The organism is Ignavibacteriales bacterium (assembly GCA_026390595.1).
Classification (GTDB): domain Bacteria; phylum Bacteroidota; class Ignavibacteria; order UBA10030; family UBA10030; genus UBA9647.
The window spans coordinates 121,699-143,946 of the sequence record JAPLFQ010000015.1; the positions used below are offsets into that span (position 1 = coordinate 121,699).

The following is a 22,248-nucleotide window of genomic DNA, read 5'->3' on the forward strand; positions in this document are numbered from 1 at the left end:
AACTCGTGACCGCAATCAATTGAGAGATCGTCCAATGTGACGAACGGGAGCATTGCCAATGTACATTCCGTGACACGAGAATTCTCATTCGAGTTGCGCGCACTGATAATGAGGAGATCAGGTCGCACGTCCTGCAATTGGATACGTCCCAATCACACCGCTTGAGTTTGACGTGCGGCACACAGAGCCAAAAAACACTTGACTCTCGTGCCAGAGGTCTCTATATTGCACTGTCGAATTTATCAAGTAAGGGAGAGTTCTATAGCGGATTTGTTAAAGGTTAGTTTCTGAGCAGGCATCGAAGAAGGTCCTTGCTCCGAATCTAAAGTTGTGCAAGACCACAAGCCTTTATCAAATCCGGTGTTCTCCATCAACAGTGTAGCCGGATGAGATGGCTTTTTCCTATCTCGTTCGGCTTTTTCTATTTATATGAGATACATCAAAACACTCCTGATAATTTTGCTTCTTGCCGTACCGGCGTCTGCTCAGCAGGCGAAGGACCTCCGCGTTCTTAGCGAAACGCCTACGTCCATCGTTGTCGAATTTACTCCTTCGTTTGCGCACCGTGTTGTCCCGGGTAGTGACGGGAAGCGATACACTATCTACGATTTCAGCGGCTCGGTCTCGGACCAGGGCACGCCAGGCTCGCCCCTGTCTCCATACCGGCCGGTGATCATCAATATGCCCGCCCGGCGATTCTCCCTCCAGATCATCGCTCAGGATTACGACGATCTTTCCGGAGTCAATCCTGCCAGCCACCCCTATTGGAAACCGCTCAAAGAGTTCGGATTGAGCCCTGTCTACTCAGCGCTGAATCCTCGATTTATGACAACCGAGCGTGTGCCCGGGCAGGTCGCAGGACTCGCCAACATCCGTCAGGCGCGGGGCACGACCTTGGGGACCCTGAAGATCTCTCCCGTTCAGATCATTCCGGGGAAGAACGAAGTGCGCCTCTATCGACGTATCGTTGTACAGATCGATTTTGCGGCAGCAAGCCCGGGCGGGTTCCCGATCTCCGCGTTCTTCAAGGGGCCGTTTCCGTCGGCCCTACAGTCGGGTGCCGTCTCGAAGGGGCAGAATGTCGCCGGTGATTCCCCGCTTGCGCAGGGCGACTGGTATAGAATGGATGTGAACGAGACGGGGATCTACAAGATCGATCAGTCATTCCTGTCGAAGGCCAGTATCTCGCTCAGTTCGATAGGGAACATCAACTCGATCAGGATTTTCGGGAATGGCGGCTTCGAACTTCCGGAGGACCTGAATGAAACGAGGCCGAACGGTTTGGAGGAGATTCCGCGGCTGGTCGTGGATAGAAACTCCAACGGTGTCTTCGACTCAGATGATTACGTGCTTTTCTATGGCAAATCGGTGAGGGGGTGGAAATACTCCCCGGCGGAAAAGACGTTCCGCCACTATCTTAACCACTACACCGAGACCAGCGTCTATTTTATGACATATGGCGGCACGGGACGCGGAAGAACCATGGATCCCCTGGTTTCGACGAGCATCGCGGGCGCATACAAGCCGGCAGATTTTCCGGAAAGGACATTCCTCGAGCGTGAATTGGCTCAGCTTGGGAATCCCAGTATCAATTCCGGCCGGGAATGGGCTGGCGAGTCATTTAATCAGGCAAGCAGCGCACTCACTTTCATGACGAGCCTGCCGGGACTCGTCCCGACCAAACCCATGCAGTACCGGTGTGCCTTCTTCAGCAGTTCCACGTCGATCGACTCCTTTGTCGTCCAGGAAAATGGAAGCACATTGGGCTCGATTCCAATGTACAACATCGACGTCGGGTCCATCACGGACGTGAAGGCCTATCGCGCGCCGGTTGCTGAATTCAAGCGCACCGGCTCGATACCGAGCGACAGGAGCGTCCTTCGGATGCAGTTCGTCACGCGCAATTCCGCTGCAGAGGGACGGCTCGATTGGTTCGAGATTCTCTATCCGCGCCGGTTCGAAGCGGACAATGATTCGCTTCTCTTCACGTCGCCCGATACCACCGCAGTTGTCGAGTATACCATCTCGAAATTTTCGTCGCGCGACATCAGCGTGTTTGATGTGACTGATCATAAGAACGTGAAGCAGGTCACGAACCTTGCGTTCGACCCGGTGGACGCGTCGCTCGCCCGATTCCAGGCTGCGCAGACCGCCGGTGGTGTGAGCGAATTCGTTGCCGTCGGTCCGAAGGCTTTCAGGACGGCCGCGAACCTCAAGCGCGTCGCGAACTCGAACCTTCATGGCTTGAGCGGAGGAGCGGATTTTGTCATTCTCGCGCCGGCCGAATTCCTTGCCGATGCCGAGCGTCTCCGCTCACACAGACAAACGAGCGATCAACTCAGGTCGTTGGTGGTCGACCTTGGGCAGGTCTACAATGAGTTCTCTTCGGGAATGCTCGATCCCGTCGCAATCCGCGATTTCCTGAAATACACTCAATCTGCCTGGTCCGTCAAGCCGCAATACGTCCTCCTGTTCGGAGCGGGAAGTTACGACTACAAGAATATCAGAAAGCTGAGCGATCGCATCTGGGTCCCGCCGTATGAGACGCTGGAGTCAAACGTACAAATCAGCACGCTCGCCAGCGATGACTTCTTTGTCATTCTCGATCCGTCGAGCCGGCAGATATCAATTCCCATCGGACGGCTGCCCCTGCGCTCGACTGACGATGCGAGAAATGTGGTGGACAAGATCATCGCGTACGATACGTCCCGGTCCTACGATACGTGGCACAACCGGATTACCTTCGCGGCTGATGACGGTCTGACAACGACAGGGGACGATCAGGAGATACACACAAGCCAATCCGAGAGGCTGGCTCAGGATTATACCCCCGATACGTTCAACAAAGAGAAGATCTTCATCGTCCAGTATCCCACAGTGAACACATCCACGGGTCGCACAAAACCGACTGCCAATGTTGCGATTGTCGATGCCATCAACCAGGGGTCGGTCATTCTGAACTGGACAGGTCATGGCAACACGCAGCAATGGGCGCACGAGAACGTGTTTTCAGTTTCTCAGGATTTTCCGCTCATTAGCAACAAAGGGAAGCTGTTCTTCCTGGTCGCCGCCACGTGCGATTTTGCGCGGTACGACTATGACAAGGAAACCAGCGCCGGCGAGCAGTTGATCCTGATGCAGGGGCGGGGTGCGGTGGGTGCAGTAACGCCTGACCGCGTCGTATTCTCGCAGGATAATGCGTACCTGAACCAGAGATTCTATGCTCACTTGTTTCAGACTGACAACCAGGGAAAGCCTGTTCGGCTTGGCGACGCGATGTGGCAGACGAAACAGGAATTGTACGGTGAGAACGACCTGAAGCATCATCTCCTTGCTGATCCTACTATGCGGCTGGCGATTCCCCGGGCCAACGTCACCGTCGACAGCATCAATGGCGAGAATCAGTTTGCGCTCGTGATCGTCGGGGCTCTGGGCAAGGTGAGGGTGCGCGGAACTCTCAGAAAGTCCACCGGCACGGCGCTGAGTTCCATGCAGGGACGAGCGATACTGGAAGCGTATGATTCAAAAAGGAAGGTGCCAGTCCCGGAATGGGGCGGCTACACCTTCGTGACAAATGGGAGCTTGATCTACCGCGGGGAAGTGTCCGTGCGGAATGGTGCGGTGCAGGGGACATTCCCGATTCCGAAGGACGTATCGTATGGCGAGAACCGGTCACGGATCAATATCTATGCATGGAATGATTCCACCGACGCAGCCGGGTTCACGGAGAACCTCTCCATCTCAGGTACGTCCACCGCGACGATCGATACTGTCGGTCCTGCGATTCGCGTATTTCTCCAGGATGAATCCTTCCGCCCGGGAGATGTCGTCAGCCCTGATGCGCCGTTGATTGTCGATCTTGCAGATAGCAGCGGCATCAATACCTCCACAGCGGGGATTGGACACAAACTGGAGGCGATCCTGGACGGGTCGCAACGATCGATTGATCTGACGGATTACTATCGCGGAAAACTCGACACGTACCAAAGCGGACAAGTGAAGTATCAATTCACAAATCTGGCAGAGGGGCGGCACACGCTGGATGTCAAGGCGTGGGACATCTTCAATAATGCCGCGAGCGCTGAAACGTATTTCGAGGTGCGTGCGGCGTCGCAGCTTTCGATCTACAACGTCGTCAATTTCCCGAATCCTTTCGCCCGCTCGACGACGTTCACGTTCCAACGCTCGTCCACGGACCCGGTTGATGTCGAAATAAAAATCTACACGGTCGCGGGACGACTGATCCAAACGCTGGAGGTGCTGTCGGTTTCTGACCGGTTTGTCCAGATCCCATGGGACGGCAGAGATCGAGATGGATCGGAGATGGCCAACGGTGTCTATTTATACCGGGTGATCGCGAAGTCGTTCGACAAATCGTCAACAAGTGAGGCGCTCGGAAAGATTGCTATCCTTCGATAATCAAGTGCAATGCTGCAATCGACCCACGTTTGGATAGTCAAGGAGAGATCAAATGAATACCATGCGCCGTGCATCGATGATGTTACTTTCGCTCGTTGCCGCAACAGGCTTGGCTTTCGCACAGATGCCAGATGATAAGACCTATCCCGAGTTCAAACAATTTGAGTCGGTGATAAGTGCTTTCATCGAGGCAAAAGATCTGACTCCAGTCAGAAGCATGATTCTCCCGGAAGCATACATTGTGCACGGGAACTCATACGAGAGTTTGTTCAACTTCTTTGGCAAGGCCTCTCGCGAGAAGTTGTTTGGAGGTTCGAAACGGACCATGAGTTTCTTCGCAGCGTCGATGAATGACGAGAAGTCTTCAGCGTACGTAGTCGTGAAGACTCAGGCTGAGGATAAGTCAAATCCCCGATACGAGACCATCATCTTTGTCAAATCTCATTCGAAAGGCTGGCAACTCTGCCACTGGAACGCTGGGGCTTGAGTTCGAACATCGGTATGCATTCAAACCGCTCGATGTACTGCCGTGGCAGGTGTTTGGCAAGTCGAAAGGGTTGAATATCACTCAAAAAAGCGGTTATTTTAATTCTGTCGGTAGTTCCATTTCCTAGGAGGATGTCTGTCATGGTAAAGAAAATCTTTGGGTTAGCAATCGTGTTGCTCGTGGTTTCTGTGCAGTTGACGAATGCCCAAGTCTCAACGTCAGCGGTTCCGTTCCTGCTTATCGCTCCAAACTCCCGCGCCAGCGGCATGGGAGAAGGCGGCACAGCTCTCGCCGACGACGCGTCTGCGTTGTACTGGAACCCGGGCGGACTTGCATTCCAGGATGGGCAGGAAGTTAGCATCTCGCACGCGAACTGGCTGCCGGCCTTCAACCTGTCCGATCTCTATATCGATTATCTCGTCTACCGGCGACCAATGCCGCAGCTCGATGGAAATCTGGCCGCGAGCATCACGTTCCTGAACCTGGGATCGTTCACGCGCACGGCCAACGATCCGACGCCGCTCGAGACATTCAACGCCTATGAGTTCGGCATCACCGTCGGGTATTCCACGAAGCTCACCGAGGAACTTGGCCTTGGCATCAACGGCAGGTTCATCCACAGCCGCCTGGCTCCGTTCGGCACGGCGGAAGAGCAGGGGACGGGTATCGCCTCCGGGTTCTCCTTCGACATCGGCATGCTCTACAAGCCGAAGTCTCTGGAAATTCCCTTCACCGGGCTCGATATCGGCGAGCACTTCACTGCGGGCTTCAATCTCTCCAACATCGGACCTGCGATCAGTTACATCGACCGGGCCCAGGCTGATCCTCTGCCAACCAGCCTCCGCCTCGGTCTTGGTTACAAGGTTATCAACGATCCGTTCAACAAGCTCACTGTTATTGTGGACGCGAGCAAACTGCTTACCCGGAAGCACACCGACGGAACGAGCGATCCGTTCTATAAGGCGTTCTTCACGTCGTGGACAGACAAACCGTTCCGGGAAGAGCTGCGTCAATTTGATTCCTCCGTCGGACTCGAGTACTGGTACAGCAGCTGGATTGCTCTTCGCGCCGGTTACTTCTATGAAGACCCCGAGTACGGCAATCGGAAGTTCATGACGTTCGGCGCCGGAATCCGGTACGACATTTTTGGATTCGATTTCAGCTACATCAGCACCTTTGAACAACAACATCCTCTTGGCGAAACGTTGCGCTTCACCTTGCTTATTTCGTGGGGAGGTCCATCGTAAGAAGTATTGCCTCTCACTGAGCATTGTGGAGACTTATGCCGGCACGTAGCCTCGCTGTTTGGCTTATTATTTATTGCGCTGCAGCAGCAGCACAGGTGCGCCCGCCCTTCAGTGAGAAAGGCGCCCGCGCCCGTGCGGCCCTCGAGCACTCCCGCGTTGACCAGTCACTTGGCGCCCCGGTCTCCGTACCTTCTGCGGCCGGGGACACAGTGCGTATCCTTGCTCTGATGGTCGATTTTCAGACCAGCCAGAACTCTCAGACGACCGGCAACGGACGATTTCAGCTCGACGCGGCTTCTGCACAGAACATTATCGACCCGCCGCCGCATGATTCGGCGTACTTCGCCTACAAACTGCAATTCCTCGCGAACTATTTCCGTAAAGTCTCAAACGGAAAAGTAATTATCAAAGGCGATGTATTCGGGCAGATCGTTACACTCTCCAAAACGCTGTCACAGTACTCGCCGGCGAAGGACGGATCGAACGACAAGCCGCTCGGCAATCTCATCGTCGACGCATGGCATACCGCCGACTCGCTCTATCCGGCATTGCAGTTCAGCAGATACAACGCGTTTCTGATTTTCCATGCCGGAGTCGGCCGCGATATCAATCTCGTGGCAACTCTCGGCTACGATCCCGCTCCGTTCGATCTTCCCTCGATCACCTTTAACCTCCGGACGCTCAGAAACTACCTCGGCGATCAGTCCTACGCCGGAATTCCTGTGAGCAAAGGCTCCTTCCGTATTACCAATACGATGCTGCTGCCGGAGACGGAGACGCGTGTACTGACAGCGGGTACCGCGGTCGACACGTTGCAGGGAAGCATCAACGGACTTCTCGCGAACTCATTCGGCAGCTACCTGGGCTTGCCCGATCTGTTCAATACGAAAACCGGAGAATCGGCAATCGGCCAGTTCGGTCTGATGGACATTGGCGGTGGATTCATTTTCTACTCCGGGCTGTTTCCCCCGGAGCCGTCGGCGTGGGAAAAAGTGTTCCTCGGATGGGTTACCCCCATCACCGTAGCTCCCGGCTCGTCAGCGATTTCCCTTCCCGCAGTCGGCCTGAAGACAGGCGCGGATACTGTGTACAAGATTCCGATCACCGATCGCGAGTACTTCCTCGTTGAAAACCGGAGCCGCGATCCAAAGCAGGATGGTCAGCGGCTCACCATCCGCTCCCGGGGGGCGACAATCACGCGATATTTCTCCAAGGACACGACGGGGTTCGATTTCCAGGATACCAGGACTATCGCCGGTTCCGTTATCGATGTGGACGATTTCGACTGGGCTCTCCCGGCCCTCACGTCCATCGAAGACTCGAACTACGTCGGTGGCGGCATCCTCATCTGGCATATCGATGAGGACGTCATCGCTCAGAATCTCGCAACCAATTCTGTCAACGCCGACGCCTCGCGTCGCGGTGTCGATCTCGAAGAGGCGGACGGAAGCCAGGATCTCGGACGATCATACGATGCGATTTCTGAACCGGGTTCGGGAACTGAGTGGGGATATGAGCAGGACTTCTGGTACAGCGGCAATCCTATCCAGGTGTATATAAATGTCTTTGACAAGAACTCGAAGCCGAATAGCCGGAGCAATTCCGGAGCTCTCAGTCTTGTGACGGTGAGAGACTTCAGCCCTAGATCGGCAAGAATGACTGCTATCGTTAGTGTCGGCGGTGATCGCATCTTCAGGTTACCTCAATTCACGCACGCTATACCCGCACAACGATTCGTCACCGCGCCGAGTGCATCAGGTTCTGCCATCATGCTGGGTGTGGACGGGAAGATCTTCGCCTTTGACACATTCTATCAATCCGGACGCAGCAAGACACACGACACGACAGGACTGCTATATCCAAATGGCGGTGGTTTTACCCCTGCCGTACTGGAGTCGACGGACAGGTGGCTGATCGCCGGTGTTCAGGATAGTTCTCTCTACATTCTTGACGCTATTGATCGAAAAAGGGACGGAGTCATTGATAGTCTTGTAAGGATCCCGACCGTTGAAGCCGGTGCAACGGCCCAACCTGTTCATATCGGTGATCGCATCACGACTCCGGCGATGTTTGCAGAACTATCCGTAATTCCTCAGATCATCGTTGGCACATTGCGCGGAAGCGTATGGTCGTTTTCCACCACGGGTGTTCTTCAGAAAAAGCTTTCCGTATCATCCAGTCCGGTAACGTCTTTGGCCCAACTGCCAACGCCGTCTCTTTCGAAGCCGGCAGAGCTGTTCTTTACATGCGGAGGCCGACTCTACGGGGAGCAGTCATCCGTTTCCCTGAGCGATTCGTCGCTTCCCTGGACGGCGGTAGGTGTCACAAGCGCGTCAGGCAACTTTGTCGTGGTCGGCCAGATTGGAGGGCGAAGGGTCGTTGGTTTCAGCCGTGATCTTGGCCGTGTACTTTTCGATATCACAATAGCAGGCGGGGGCATCTCTTCCATTGCAGCCGGAGATATCGACCGCGATGGGCAGAAGGACATCGTCGTAGTGGCTGGTGATCGAGTGTGTGCGCTCAACAGATCGGGGTCCTACCTGTCCGGATTTCCGGTTGTCCTGCACGACGGGGTCTCATACGCTGGAGATCCCATCATCGGAGATCTCAACGGGGATGGATCACAGGAGATCGCACTTTGCATGACCAACGGTGAACTCGCTGTATACGATCAGGCCGGCCGCATCATAGCTGGTTTCCCCATTCAACTGACCTCCAGCGGACAACCCGCGATCGCTGCCTTCTGGAATGGCTCGAAGGGCACCATAGGGATAGTTGGGGTGCCCACCATGCCATCGTCTGAACCGATTCAGCGACCAGCTGAAACGAGTGCTTCTACCTCAGGGAGCGCATCGGGTATGAGAGCGATCGAATTGACTACCGGATACGCGCCCTATTTGATCTCTGGATGGACGCAGTACCTGATGAATTCCCGGCATTCGAATTACGACGCTTCAGCCGATGCACCGAAGTCGTATTCATCGGAATTCCTTCCTCGATCGCGTGTCTATAACTGGCCGAATCCTGTGTCCGGATCAACGACCCAGATCAGGTACTACACCTCGGAAGATGCATCAATCTCCATCCAGATCCTTGATCTCGCCGGAGCGAAGGTTGCAGAACTCAATGCGACTTCCCGGGGAGGAATGGACGGTGAGGTAGTATGGGATGTCTCGAACGTGCAGAGCGGCGTCTATCTCGCCCGGATTGAGGCAAAGGGGGCGAGCTTCAGCGAAGTGGCAGTCATCAAGATCGCAATCGTCAAGTGAGGATGGAATTCTTGAAAGCTTCTGCGGCGAAGCTGATCTGCCTTGTTGCGCTGGCAAGCGTCACGGGGTGCGAGCGCGAATTGCCGTTCATGGCGCAAGTCGATCAGTCTATCGATGGCTATCGGATCGAGGGGTATGTCACCGACAAACTCGGCATTCCTGTCAAGGGGCTGAAGATCGCTCTCTGGTACAGCCTCGAGTTCGTCGACAATATTCCTCCTGTTCGCCAGTTCAACGTCGATGACCCGACGAAGGTGGCGCGCGTTGTGGTGCTTGATCAACAGAACAGGGTACGCCGCGTATTGTTCCAAGGCCGAGCGAATCCCGGTATTCTTGGCTTCGAGTTCGACCTGCGCGATTCCGCCGGAGCGTTGTTACCGACCGGGATCTATACGGTCCGCTTTAGCATGGACGGAGTGACGAAAGGCGCATATACGCAAGTCATCAACGGAGCGGTCACGGCGGTAACCGATTCTCTCGGCCACTATGCGATCCCGAACGAATCCCTCCCGATCGGTTTCTCTCCCGCTCCAATCTATTCGGGCGATTCGGCAAAGTTCATAGGCAACTACAGGGTTTCGTCATACCCTATTCTCGAATTCTATCTGCCCGTCCATCGCTCGGCGTCGGTCAGCCTAACTCAGAATCAACTCACCCGATTTGACTACCGGATTTGAATGTTCAAAGCGAAACAACTCCTGATACTCTTCTTCTTGCTGGTCGTCTCTCCGAGCTTTCTCTTTTCTCAGGACGATGATTTTCCGCGTCCCGATCTGAACTGGCAGACTATCGAAACGCCTCACTTTCTCACTCATTTCCACACCGGGGCGGAACGTACCGCACGGGAGATCGCCGCGATAGCGGAAGATGTGTATGGTCCCATCACCCGGCTCTACCAGCACGAACCCGATAGCAAGGTGAGCCTCGTCATCAGGGATCACGATGACTACTCGAACGGTGCCGCGTATTTCTATGATAACAAGATCGAGCTCTGGGCCCCCGCGCTCGACTTTGAACTCCGGGGATCTCATAGCTGGCTGAAAGACGTCGTCTCTCATGAGTTCACGCACATCGTCCAGATCCAGACCGCGATGAAACTTGGCCGGACAATTCCGGCAGTGTACTTCCAGTGGCTGGGATATGAAGCTGAACGCCGGACGGATGTGCTGTACGGGTATCCGAATACCATCGTCTCGTATCCTCTCTCCGCCTTTGTTGTCCCGACGTGGTTTGCCGAAGGGGTCGCTCAATACAATCACCCAACCTTGACATATGACTATTGGGACGCCCATCGGGACATGATCCTGAGGATGTATATGCTCGAGGGGAAACCGCTGACGTGGGAGGAGATGGCGGTCTTCGGCAAGAACAGCCTTGGGAATGAATCCTCCTACAACGCGGGATTCTCAATTGTTTCCTACATCGCCGAGCACTACGGGGCAGAGAAACTTGTTGCCATTTCACGTGCGCTGAGTCGTTTGCCGCGGGTGACCATTGACGGCGCCATTGCCGACGTCCTCGGGATCTCGGGGGAAGAGCTCTATGAAGAATGGAAGAGGGCGAAGACCGCTCAGTATCTGTCGGTCGGAACAACGATCGCGGCAGAACGAACGGAGGGGGAGCTGATTGAGAAAGAGGGATTCGGCAATTTCTATCCTGCATTCACTCCTGACGGAAAAAAGATCGCCTACGTTTCGAACAAAGGGAAAGATTACTTTGGGCTCAGCGTCGTCTGCATCTACGACATTCAGACAAAGACGACCCGGACGCTCGATGTTCAGGCGCGGTCCACGCTTTCGTTCTCCCCTGATGGCAGGTATTTGTACTATTCGAAGACCAGCCGGAAGAACGGCTTCTGGGCGAAGCTGTTCGACCTCTACCGGTACGATCTGACGACCGGTGACGAGGAACGGCTTACTCGGGGACTCAGAGGATGGAACCCAAAACTCTCTCCTGACGGGACGAAGCTGGTCTTCGCGTATGGCAGCGACGGGACGGTCAATGTCGGGATCTGCGATGCTGACGGAAAAAACGTACGGCAGGTGACGAAATTCACTCAAGGCGAACAAGTCTATACTCCCGAGTGGTCTCCGGATGGGAAAGTCATTGCCTTCGGATACTCCGCTGACGACAAGCAGTCCGTGGCGGTAATCAATGAAGACGGATCGGATTTCAGGATACTTGTGCAGGGAGTTGATGCGCGCAATCCGGTGTTTTCGTGCGATGGTTTGTCGATTCTCTACTCCGCGGCGGAAGGGGGGATATTCAATGTCTTCCGACTGAACCTTGCGGCTGGCTCCAGGCATCAACTCACCAATGTCCTTGGAGGAGCGTTCCTCCCGACCGTCAATGCTGAAGGTGACCTCGCGTTTGCTTCATACACCGCCGGCGGATACAAGATCGCGTACGTGCCTCAGACGAAACCCCTCGTGCTGGCCGCGAAGCTGCAAACGCCTGATTGGATTCTGAGGAAATATGACCGTGTGGACGGCTCAATTGCGTCCGTGGCAACGAATGCCGCTGGCGGAAGCGCGGCGCCGCCCGGGAGCGATACGACGCTTGGCAATGTCGGATCTCCAAAGCCGTATCGCAATACGTATTCGAGTATCTCGATTATTCCGATTGTCCGTGTCGACAACTACAACCCGCGGAACAAAGGGATCGATGTCATTCGTCCCGGTTTCTATTTCACGTCGAGCGACGTGTTGGACAGGCTTTCGTTGTTCGGCGGAGCGGTGATCAACAAGCGGTGGGAGAGAGATATTTTCGGAATTTTCGAATACCGGGGTGCCATCCCGCTTCTGTATGGTTTGGGGCTTTCGCCCACGCTCGCGCTCGAGGTGTACAACATCTCGCGCAAAACCGATGTTTCGTTCTCGATCTTCACGGATCGCGAGTACACCGTCTCAACCGATGTCACGTACAACTTGTTTGAATTTGACGTAAGTCTAAAGCACAAGATCTTTGACGATGCAACGCAGCTCAAAGTCGGCTACTCGCTCAGCCGCTACAATGCCGACATCGGTTCGTTTCTCGTGCCCGGATCGGGCCTCTCGCAGGGATTTCTGAACCTCTACCTTATCGGAAACATGGTGTCCGCGCAATTGACCCATAACGGAATCGTCCCGTCGGTCGATAAGGACATCAATCCGGTTGGAAGAACGATCACGCTCCGATACAACTACGAGTTTGACAAGTTCAATCCGGAAGGCGTGTACAACATTGAGAATGGCGTCCTCGTGCCGGAGTACACGAAGCCGAGCTTCCATCGGATGGAAATTCTCTGGAACGAGCACCTGAAGCTTCCGATGCCGAAAACCACGCTTTCGCTTTCGATCCACGGAGCGAGCACACTCGGGAAGCGTGTGGACGATTTCTTCGATTCGTACGCGGGGGGTTTCATCGGGATGCGCGGATATCCGTTCTATGCTCTCGGTGGAAATGATATCGCCGTCATAGGAGCTGCATACAGATTCCCGATCTGGACCGCGATCAACATCCGGTTTCTCCAGTTCTATTTTACGAAGCTCTACGGATCGGTTTTTGCCGACTTTGGAGATGCGTGGACAGGTGCCGCACCAGCGTTGAGCGATTGGAAGCGGGATGCCGGCTTTGAGCTTCGTCTGGAAGCATTCTCTTTCTACCAGTACCCGACGCGCATTTTCTTTTCGGGAGCGTACGGTCTCGATCGTTTCAGCCGCACTTTCAACAGCCAGGAAGTCACATACGGGAAGGAATGGCGGTTCTATCTCGGAATTCTCTTTGATTTTGAAATGAATACAATCAGTAATTCGCTTCACTCATTATCAACGAGAGCGAGGTAAGCAGATGGGAAGCAGGGTGGCGGCGATTGTGGTGAGCCTCATGGTTTGTGCGACGGCGAGCGTCTGCCAGATGATGAGAGCTCCTGACGCGGGAAAACATGGCACGATCTCGTTCACGGGCAACGCTCGGGCGGATCTCATCTCACACTTTGAGAGCTTGGCCGCTCTGGATTCCTCTGCCCTGCGTGTGACCGAAAACCATCCGGGGAGGAAGTCTTCTTTGTTGGCCGGCGGCATGTCGTTGCTGATACCGGGAGCCGGCGAATTCTATACCAAGAGCTACTGGCGGGCAGGAGGTTTTCTGCTCGCAGAAGCCGGGCTCTGGGTGTTCTACGCTTCGTACTATTCGAAGGGGAACACCCAAACGGATCTCTTCCAGAATTTCGCTGACGACCATTGGTCCGTCGTGCGCTACGCTCAGTGGATACAGGACAATGTCACGAAATTGAACCCGGATGTGCCAGCATTCGCCGGATATCTCATCCCCGGCACGGAGAACCGTCCGCCGTGGGAGCGTGTGGATTGGGCGAAGATCAACGCTGTGGAGAATGCGATCGCTCAGAGAGCCGGCAACGGATTCACTCATCAGCTGCCGCACAGGCCTGAGCAGCAGTACTTCGAACTGATAGGCAAGTATCCGCAATTTGCCGCAGGATGGGATGACGCAGGGGTGATGACGCCGGAACGAATTCTCAGCAGCGATGTGTCGGCGCGGTTTCTGGATTACTCAAAGATGCGCGGAAAGGCAAACGATTTCTATAATATCGCCACCACCGGTTCTGTTCTTCTGGTGATCAACCATCTGCTCTCCGCAATCGATGCGGCATGGAGTGCGTCGCAATTCAATCACCAGCTCACAGTTGAAGCTCACCTCCAACCAACGGTCCGGTCGTACGATTTCGTCGAATTCGTACCGACTGCACGCGTGACGATTGCCTTTTAGAAAAGCGCACACTGATGACAGAGACGAAGCACAAGATACTCACAGATTGATCGATCTGTGGGATCCCTGTAATATCCGTGTGTTCAGTGTGCTGCCCCTGATTCAGGGATCGCCACCCCAGTTGTTGTCCGACAGTTTAACTGTCGGACGTGGGCCTTCTTCGACAGTTCAACTGTCGAAGAACAGCCTTGATTGAAAGAGGCACGTTGAAGATAGCGATGGTCCGGATTCGCAATCTGCGGAAATCTTGATGCCCTCTGACTCCTATCCAAGGTGGCTTTCTCTTGCTGATTCTTGGCGGCCTTGGCGGTTTGACTCTTTTTCTCCTCCCTCCAACTCATCAATCGTCTTCGGCCAATCATCGTGTAACAGCCTCGCGAGCGAGCGGTCCGAGAGCATCCTCCCGCCGGTTTGGCACCGCGGACAGTAGTTGCATTCGTTCTCGGCATACACAATTCTCTGTACCTTCGATCCGCAGACAGGGCAGAGCTGTCCGAACTTTCCGTGCACAGCCATCTCGTCGTGAAATGCGGTCACTTTTTCCGGAAATCCCGCTCCTGTTTTGTTGCGGAGCCGCTCAATCCATTCCTTCATCACGTCGACGGTTGATCGATGAAGCCCCGCAATCTCTTCGTCATCCAATTTACGCGTCAGTTTCAAAGGAGAGAGCTTCGCGCGGTGAAGGATCTCATCCGAGTACGCGTTTCCGATGGCGCTGAACAGCCTGGGGTCCGTCAGGGCGCGTTTCAATGTTCGGTTCTCCCGGACAAGTGTTTCCCGGAAGGAACCGAGGCTCGAGTCCAGAACCTCAAATCCGCCCCGACCGAACTGCGAAAGCTCCCCGCGGCCTCGTACCAGGTGGATGGACGCTCTCTTCTTCGAGCTCGCTTCAGTGAGGAGAAGCGTCCCCGCTGAGAAATCGAATCCGGCATGAACAATTCTTCCCCCGATTTTGGCCTTCGGCTTCTTCCAGTGAAATCGACCAGCAATCATCAGGTGGATGATGATGAACAAATCGTCCTGAAGTTCGAACACGACGCGCTTTCCGATTCGCGACACGTTGTTCAGCGTCTTCCCGATCGCGCTGCTGATCGGAGGATCGAACGTGCGAAGAATAAAAGGGTTGCCGAGACGTACGTTCTCAATACGCTCACCCGCAATCCGTGACTGCAGGCTCTCTATGTAAATGGTGAGATCGGGAAGTTCGGGCATGTCAGCGGTGCGTTGAATACTACGTTCGTACGGGAATTCTGAAACCCAGGGTCGAGAGAATGGAGTTACTGTACGCCGAAATTGTACGCGAACCCTACCCAGGGGATGAAAGGAAATCCGTCGGATGTGAATTTGGACGGGCGGATGAGACCAAGATCGGCGGCGAGCCGTTCACCGAAAAAGCGCAGTCCGAACGACCATATCACGAGGTCGGTGCCGGGCGGGATCCAGTTTTCTGTGATGAACTTGACACTGCGTGCAATCCTGTACTCCCCGCCGATGAGCAGGATGGGTTTGTTCGCCATTTCGCCGGATGAAAATCCCCACCCGAGTCCTACTGTCAGAGCGCGGTCGTTGGTACCATACGTTCCTACCCCGTAGACGATCCCGACTCCGGAGGAGCTGGCGGCTGTACCATTGATGTACAGAAGTCCGGCCGAGATGTCGATGTTGTTCAGATGAACTGGTGTGATTTTCGGGGCCAGGTAATATATCTGACTCTCGGCTCCGGGGACGATCGACATGCCCCCCGCGAGAGTCACGGCGTCGCCGATCCCCACTGCCACGAACGGGAGAAACAGTTCGTAGGTCGAGAAATACCCCTGCGCGTTCTTCAGAGGACGGCCCGTCGGCGCGAAGAAAAGGCGTGTGTAGTTAGGGTCAGATTGCATGAATTCGCCCTGCACGATTGTCCCGGAGAGTTTCTCCAGAGACTTGATCTGAGTCCGCGGGATTTCCATGGTGACCATGGAAACGGACATGAAACCGATCTTGCTCGAGTCTGACGATTGAATCGTCCCGATGATTTCCGAGCGATCCTTCAGGATCACTCTGTAGACCGTCGGAACCTGAACGGTATCGTGCTGAGCGTATGCCCAATCGCAGTTCGCAAGGAGAATGACGAGCGATATGAGAATCGGAGAACGCACTGGGCGAGTAAGGAGTGTGTCGCTAATGTATGCACCTCGATGGACAAAGGCAAGCATATCGAGAGGAGACGCACCCGCGGGGAAGATGCAACTGAATCGGGAATTTTCGAATTGATTTTGCCGTTATGGACGAGTAAGTTGAATGAATCGGAAAAACAGGAATACAGAAGGCAAAATTCAGGAGCCAGAATTGATATTGTAGACCGAAATTCATTTCGGAATGGGTGGGCAAAGTGAATGGAAATGGTGAACAGTAAACCGAGAGAAGTTCGCAGGGAATAGACTTGACTCAACTCAACTTTGAACTTCAAACTCCAAACTCAAAACGCATCGGACGAATTGCCTAAGAAGAAGCCAATCATAGCGTCGAAGGTCCCCGCAGCCACTGTTTCCGCTGGAGCCGAGGCAGCAGCCGTGCCTGAAGCGGCCAAGCGGGGGCGCCTCACTTCCATCATTATCCGGGGAGCGCGGGTTCACAACCTGAAGAACGTGAGCCTCGAGTTCCCCCGCAACAAGCTGGTGGTTATGACGGGTGTCAGCGGCTCCGGCAAATCGAGCCTCGCATTCGACACGATCTACGCCGAAGGGCAGCGACGGTACGTGGAGAGCCTCTCATCCTATGCCAGGCAGTTCCTCGAACGCATGGACAAGCCTGACGTCGACCTGATTCAGGGCATCAGTCCCTCCATCGCCATCGAACAAAAGACTTCGACACGGAATCCGCGATCCACGGTTGCCACGTCGACGGAGATCTACGATTATCTCCGCCTGCTCTTCGGCCGCATCGGGCAGACGTATTGCCGGGAATGCGGTGAATTGGTGAAGCGCGACACTGTCTCATCAGTGGTCGACCGGTTGCAACTCGAACCGGACGGTACGAAAGCATACGTCACCTTCCCGCTGCACGATCACGAGGGGCACCCGCTCAAAGAGGAGCTCGAGGCGCTGAAGAAACGGGGGTTCTTCAGAATCGTCGTCAACGGAGAGCTTGTCGACTTGAACGAGACGGAGTTCAAGGCAAAGAGCAAGAAGGGGATCCTGGTGCTCGTCGACCGACTCGTGGTTCGGAAGAGTGACGAAGAGAGCGAGAAGCGGCTTGCGGACTCCGTCGGGACTGCGTTCACGGAGGGGGATGGTTACGCGCACGCGTATCTTCTAGATTCGAAAGAGCTTCTGAGGTTCTCGCAGCACTACGAATGTCAGAATGATGGAATCCGGTACGAAGATCCTGATCCGCGCATGTTCTCGTTCAACAATCCGGTGGGGGCGTGCCCCAAGTGCCAGGGGTTCGGGCGTTCCATGGGAATCGACATGGATCTCGTCGTGCCGGACCCGAACAAGACCATCCGGCAGGGAGCGATCCATCCGTGGAACTCTCCGAAGTGGCGCGTGAATCTCAAGGACCTCCTCAGCGTTTCGCGCGAGGCGGGGATTCCCGTGGACGTCCCGTTCAAACAGCTGACTCCCAAGCAGCTCGACATCATTCTCAATGGGTTCGGCAGGTTCGAGGGATTGCATAAGTTCTTCAAGTTCATCGAGCGCAAGTCCTACAAGATACACTATCGGGTCTTGCTGAGCAGGTACCGCGGATACACGACATGTGATGAATGCAACGGCGCCCGCTTGCGGAGCGACGCATTGAACATCAAGGTAGCGGGAGTCACGATCCATGACGTCGTCAGGATGAATATCGCTGATGCGAACGAGTTCTTCCTCCGCATCAAGCTTACCAGGTTTGAACTGGAAGTCGCGAAGAGAATCCTCGAGGAGATCAGGAAGCGGCTCAAGTTCCTCAACGATGTCGGTATCGCATACCTGACGCTCGACCGACTCACCATGACCCTTTCCGGCGGCGAATCGCAGCGCATCAATCTTGCGACGTCTCTTGGCTCATCCCTGGTCGGGTCGCTCTATGTCCTCGATGAGCCGAGCATCGGGCTGCATCCGCGCGACAATCACAGGCTGATTACAATCCTCAAATCGCTCAGGGATGTCGGCAATAGTGTGCTTGTCGTCGAACACGACGAGGAAATGATCCGCTCGGCGGACATCGTTGTCGACATGGGGCCGAAGGCCGGCGAGCACGGCGGAGAGGTCATCTGCTGCTGTACCGTTGATGAAATGTTGAAGCATCCCACATCTCTTACTGCCCAGTATCTGAACGGGAAACTCCGCATCCAGACTCCGCGCAAGCGTCGTCGCGACATGGAACAGTCGATCCTGATCAAAGGAGCTGCCGAACACAATCTCAAGGGAATCGATGTTCGCATCCCGCTTGGCATGTTCGTGTGCGTCACCGGTGTGAGCGGCTCGGGCAAGAGCACTCTGGTGCACGAGATTCTCTACGCGGGAATTCAGAAGATGAAGGGAGGGTTCGAGGGAAGCGTTGGGAGATTCGGATCGATCGCGGGAGCCGATCACGTCGAGCGCGTCGAACTCGTGGATCAATCCCCCATCGGTCGTTCACCCCGGTCAAATCCGGTAACGTATCTCAAAATCTTTGACCTCATTCGGGACCTCCTGGCTCACACCCAGGCTTCCAGGATTCGCGGTTATATGCCGGGCCACTTTTCGTTCAACGTGCCGGGGGGCAGATGCGATGTGTGCGAGGGAGATGGGTTCCAGAAGATCGAAATGCAGTTCCTGGCCGATCTCTATCTGACGTGCGAGTCGTGCAAAGGGAGAAGGTTCAAGCAGGAGGTACTCGAGGTCCGCTATCACGGGAAAAACGTCGATGACCTGCTCCGTATGACGATCACGGAAGCGATCGAGTTCTTCTCTCAGCATCCCGACGGACGAAGGGTTGCAAACCGGCTTAAAGTGCTCGATGATGTCGGACTCGGGTACGTTCGTTTGGGCCAGCCTGCAACGACGCTTTCAGGAGGAGAGGCACAGCGGATCAAGCTGGCAAACCATCTTACGGCATCCAGCTCGGAAGGGCGGGCGTTGTTCATTTTCGACGAGCCGACGACCGGGCTTCATTTTGATGACATCGCCAAACTGCTGAAGTGCTTCAATGCGCTCGTTGAGGCCGGGCATTCGCTTGTCGTCATCGAACATAACATGGATGTCATCAAGTGTGCAGATTTCATCATAGATCTGGGGCCTGAAGGGGGAGACGGAGGGGGGCAGATTGTCGCAACAGGGACGCCGGAAGAACTGGCGAAGGTCGCCGCTTCTCATACCGGAAGGTATCTCAAAGAGCATCTTAGAGCGTAGAACGAAATTGATTTTGCTCTGAAGGTTTCCTGTCCCTGATTTCATCTCGATAGGAAGCCTCCAGCTCCAGGTGTGCAGGTGACTCGTGTCACACCGTTCTGTCAGCGAATCTCTTATCGTAAGACTGAAATTCTGAAGCACTTCGACGATCTGTAGAGCACAGGGGAGGCTCTGCGGATTGTGAAGTGCTTCAGTGCTTTATGCCCCAGCGCAACTTGGCGGCACAAAAAAAAGCGCACCGCGGTGCGCTTTTTCTGTCCTTGCTCATACGACAGACTAGTAGAGTGAGCCAAAATTCAACGTGATGAAGAATCCGCCGAAGCGTTTAATCAACGTCCCCTGCAAACTTTCGATTCCCGGCGCGTACGGCACAAAATAGTAACGAATGCTGATCCCTGACAACGTTCCCTTGTCGAGACCAAAGTACGCCCCGGCCCCGATGTAGCCGCTGACCGCATACCTGAACTGTCCCTTCTTGAGACTCGCGAAAAAGTCTATCTGGTTGTAGTACGTGAGTCTGCTGCCATCCGGGCCGATCAACGTCTCAGGATTAGAATACGGAGCGACAAAAATCATCGATGGACCAAACCCTGCGCTGAGGTACGGGCGGAAGTTGTCCACGATCTCGTCCTTGAACAGGCGGTACTGCATCCCGAATGTGACCGGAATCAGAAGAAGGCGATTGATTTTGTAAGGAGTATAAGACTGACCGGTGTAGGGATTGATGTACTCAACCTCCCCGTCGTCTTTGACATCCGAGATAGCAATCTGTGCGAAACCGGACAGCACGTCGGTAAACTCATGCCGGTAAAACCCTCCGGCTCCAAAACCGTTGTTCGACAGGAGGATATCCACCCCCCAGGCATTGTGGAACGGCTCATAAGAGGTCTTCTGGATCAGGTTGGGATTGGAGGGGGTGAAGACCATCGTGGAATCGCGCCGCGGGTATTCTTGTGCCAAAGAAATTGATGGCACCATCGCCGCAAGTATCAGGGCGGCCAGCAGAACAGAACTGCGTTTCATCGTTTTCATCTCCCGTGTTCTTTCATCAAAACGATGCGTAGAGAATTATAGTTCCGCACTCGACCAGAAGCGATCGTTACAGGACGGCGAAAACGCCGAACTTAAGGTATGCAGTTTCGGGCATTGCCGGAAGCGTCGGGTGATCCGAAGCCGCTCCTCTCCATTCAAGCATCTGGAGCGAACGATGGGCGATTCTCGCTCCGGCCTCAATTGACTCAATGAACGACTCGGCAGTGACGTGATGCGAGCAGGAAGCGGTCACCAGTATCCCGCCTGGGTTGATCAGCTTCAGGGCTCCGGCGTTAATCTCCTTGTAGCCCTTGAGTGCCGTCGCAACTGTTTTCTTGTTCCTGCTGAAGGAGGGGGGATCCAGTATGACAACGTCAAATCGTTCCCCTTCCTCAAAGAGCTTCGGCAGCCGGTCGAAGACGTCAGCGTTCTCGAATTGCACTTGCTGAACCTCGTTGATCGTCGCGTTCACCTTGGCATTCGCTATCGCGGTTTCGGAACTGTCCAGAGCGTGCACGCGTGCCGCTCCTCCGAGCGCCGCATAGAGGGCGAACCCGCCTTCATTGCAGAAGCAGTCCAGGACGGACGCGTTCTTGACATATCGCTGCACAGCCAGCCGGTTTTCCCGCTGGTCGAGGAAAAACCCCGTTTTCTGCCCTTCAAGAAGATCGACCTTGAACTTGACGCCGTTCTCTGAAATGATCGTCTGCCCGATTGTGCCGCGGACGACGTCCTTCTTCAGCGGAAGCTGCTCGAGGGCGCGTAGAGGAGATTCGTTGCGCTCGATGATTGCCTTGGGATGGAATATCGATTCGAGTACCTCACAGAGCAGCGACATGCGCCGGTCCATACCAACGGACAGGGTTTGGAGGGAGAGATACTCATTGTATTTATCGATAACCAGGCCGGGAAGGAAATCGGCCTCGCCGTGGACTAACCGGAACGATTCGGCATCCGGGTAGAGCCGTTTGCGCAGATGGAGCGCTCTCGTGATCCGCTGCTCGAAGAACTCGAACGTCACGGGCTCCTGCTCGCGGCTCAACAGCCTGAACGCGATAAGAGAGTGAGGATTGTAAAATCCTACACCGAGAAATTTCTCGTCAGAGCGGAGCAGATCCACAACATCACCGGCTTCGGGGTTTCCATGAATAATCTTGACCTCATTGCTGAAAACCCACTGGTGTCCGGCAAGAATCCGGTGCTCTTCGTTCTTCCTGAGTATAATTTGTTTTTTCACATCACCAAAGTAGAGAGAATTGGAACGAGAAGCAATTGAGTGCGGGAGGCGTCAGCCTCAATGCAAGCGTATGCATGGAGGGAACGCGTCGCGCTGCTGGCCTTGCATCCTGATTGCAAGACAGACAAAGGATTGGTATATTTGATTTTACAGAGCATAACGAACCGCGAGGCGGGAATGCCATTTCGACATACTCGAGATTCTCGTGTCGTGCGGTATCCACGACTTTCCGGTGTTCCGCTCTCTGTTGGGAGCACTATCCGGATAGCCTCTGAAGGAGTATCACAACGTGAGCAATGCGAGGCGTCAATCACTCCGCAGCGCGGTTGTGCAGAGTCGAACATGGCGCCTCGTGCGGTTTCACGATGCCCAGGCATTGCATCAGCATCGTTGTGTGTGACAACGCAAGAGCGGTATTTGAAGCAAAGGA

General features: G+C 54.8%; 12 protein-coding genes. 8 read left to right on the plus strand and 4 right to left on the minus strand.

The features are described 5' to 3' along the window. Positions 1 to 429 precede the first annotated feature (429 nt). The 7 genes from porU (at position 430) to NTU47_06545 (ending at position 14,189) form a co-directional block, all read left to right on the plus strand. A complete protein-coding gene (gene porU / locus NTU47_06515) occupies positions 430 to 4,419 on the plus strand; it encodes a type IX secretion system sortase PorU (protein ID MCX6133452.1) in 3,990 nt (1,329 codons plus the stop codon). A 52-nt stretch (positions 4,420 to 4,471) separates the two neighbouring features. Then, positions 4,472 to 4,906: a hypothetical protein gene (locus NTU47_06520; GenBank protein MCX6133453.1), complete on the plus strand. Its 435-nt coding sequence runs from the start codon at positions 4,472 to 4,474 to the stop codon at positions 4,904 to 4,906. Positions 4,907 to 5,046: 140 nt separating this feature from the next. Further along, on the plus strand, positions 5,047 to 6,153 hold the full coding sequence (gene porV, locus NTU47_06525) for a type IX secretion system outer membrane channel protein PorV (GenBank protein MCX6133454.1): 1,107 nt from the start codon (positions 5,047 to 5,049) through the stop codon (positions 6,151 to 6,153). Between the two features lie 35 nt (positions 6,154 to 6,188). Next, a complete protein-coding gene (locus NTU47_06530) occupies positions 6,189 to 9,422 on the plus strand; it encodes a T9SS type A sorting domain-containing protein (protein MCX6133455.1) in 3,234 nt (1,077 codons plus the stop codon). A gap of 11 nt (positions 9,423 to 9,433) precedes the next feature. After that, the gene (locus NTU47_06535; GenBank protein MCX6133456.1) at positions 9,434 to 10,099 is read left to right on the plus strand and encodes a hypothetical protein; all 666 of its coding nucleotides are present in this window, start codon (positions 9,434 to 9,436) and stop codon (positions 10,097 to 10,099) included. Continuing rightward, the gene (locus tag NTU47_06540; protein MCX6133457.1) at positions 10,100 to 13,246 is read left to right on the plus strand and encodes a biopolymer transporter Tol; all 3,147 of its coding nucleotides are present in this window, start codon (positions 10,100 to 10,102) and stop codon (positions 13,244 to 13,246) included. It begins immediately after the preceding gene. 4 nt (positions 13,247 to 13,250) lie between these two features. Continuing rightward, positions 13,251 to 14,189: a hypothetical protein gene (locus NTU47_06545; protein ID MCX6133458.1), complete on the plus strand. Its 939-nt coding sequence runs from the start codon at positions 13,251 to 13,253 to the stop codon at positions 14,187 to 14,189. Positions 14,190 to 14,453: 264 nt separating this feature from the next. Here the strand turns inward: NTU47_06545 and NTU47_06550 are convergent, their stop codons facing one another. Continuing rightward, entirely contained in the window at positions 14,454 to 15,401 is a 948-nt protein-coding gene (locus NTU47_06550) for a hypothetical protein (GenBank protein MCX6133459.1), read from the minus strand. Positions 15,402 to 15,466: 65 nt separating this feature from the next. Then, positions 15,467 to 16,330, minus strand: a complete 864-nt coding sequence (locus NTU47_06555) for a hypothetical protein (protein ID MCX6133460.1) — start codon at positions 16,328 to 16,330, stop codon at positions 15,467 to 15,469. A gap of 339 nt (positions 16,331 to 16,669) precedes the next feature. Here NTU47_06555 and uvrA point away from each other — a divergent pair, with 339 nt between their 5' ends. Further along, a complete protein-coding gene (uvrA, locus tag NTU47_06560; protein MCX6133461.1) occupies positions 16,670 to 19,549 on the plus strand; it encodes an excinuclease ABC subunit UvrA in 2,880 nt (959 codons plus the stop codon). A 276-nt stretch (positions 19,550 to 19,825) separates the two neighbouring features. On the opposite strand, the gene NTU47_06565 is transcribed toward uvrA, so the two are convergent. Then, positions 19,826 to 20,581, minus strand: coding sequence for a hypothetical protein (locus NTU47_06565; GenBank protein MCX6133462.1), 756 nt, complete (start codon positions 20,579 to 20,581; stop codon positions 19,826 to 19,828). Positions 20,582 to 20,648: 67 nt separating this feature from the next. After that, positions 20,649 to 21,818, minus strand: a complete 1,170-nt coding sequence (locus NTU47_06570) for a class I SAM-dependent rRNA methyltransferase (protein ID MCX6133463.1) — start codon at positions 21,816 to 21,818, stop codon at positions 20,649 to 20,651. Between the last annotated feature and the right edge of the window lie 430 nt (positions 21,819 to 22,248).

Excerpts from the sequence above, each read along its gene's own strand:
- porU (MCX6133452.1), top strand. The coding sequence starts at position 430 with ATGAGATACATCAAAACACTCCTGATAATTTTGCTTCTTGCCGTACCG.
- NTU47_06520 (MCX6133453.1), top strand. The coding sequence starts at position 4,472 with ATGAATACCATGCGCCGTGCATCGATGATGTTACTTTCGCTCGTTGCC.
- porV (MCX6133454.1), top strand. The coding sequence starts at position 5,047 with ATGGTAAAGAAAATCTTTGGGTTAGCAATCGTGTTGCTCGTGGTTTCT.
- NTU47_06530 (MCX6133455.1), top strand. The coding sequence starts at position 6,189 with ATGCCGGCACGTAGCCTCGCTGTTTGGCTTATTATTTATTGCGCTGCA.
- NTU47_06540 (MCX6133457.1), top strand. The coding sequence starts at position 10,100 with ATGTTCAAAGCGAAACAACTCCTGATACTCTTCTTCTTGCTGGTCGTC.
- NTU47_06545 (MCX6133458.1), top strand. The coding sequence starts at position 13,251 with ATGGGAAGCAGGGTGGCGGCGATTGTGGTGAGCCTCATGGTTTGTGCG.
- NTU47_06550 (MCX6133459.1), bottom strand. The coding sequence starts at position 15,401 with ATGCCCGAACTTCCCGATCTCACCATTTACATAGAGAGCCTGCAGTCA.
- NTU47_06565 (MCX6133462.1), bottom strand. The coding sequence starts at position 20,581 with ATGAAAACGATGAAACGCAGTTCTGTTCTGCTGGCCGCCCTGATACTT.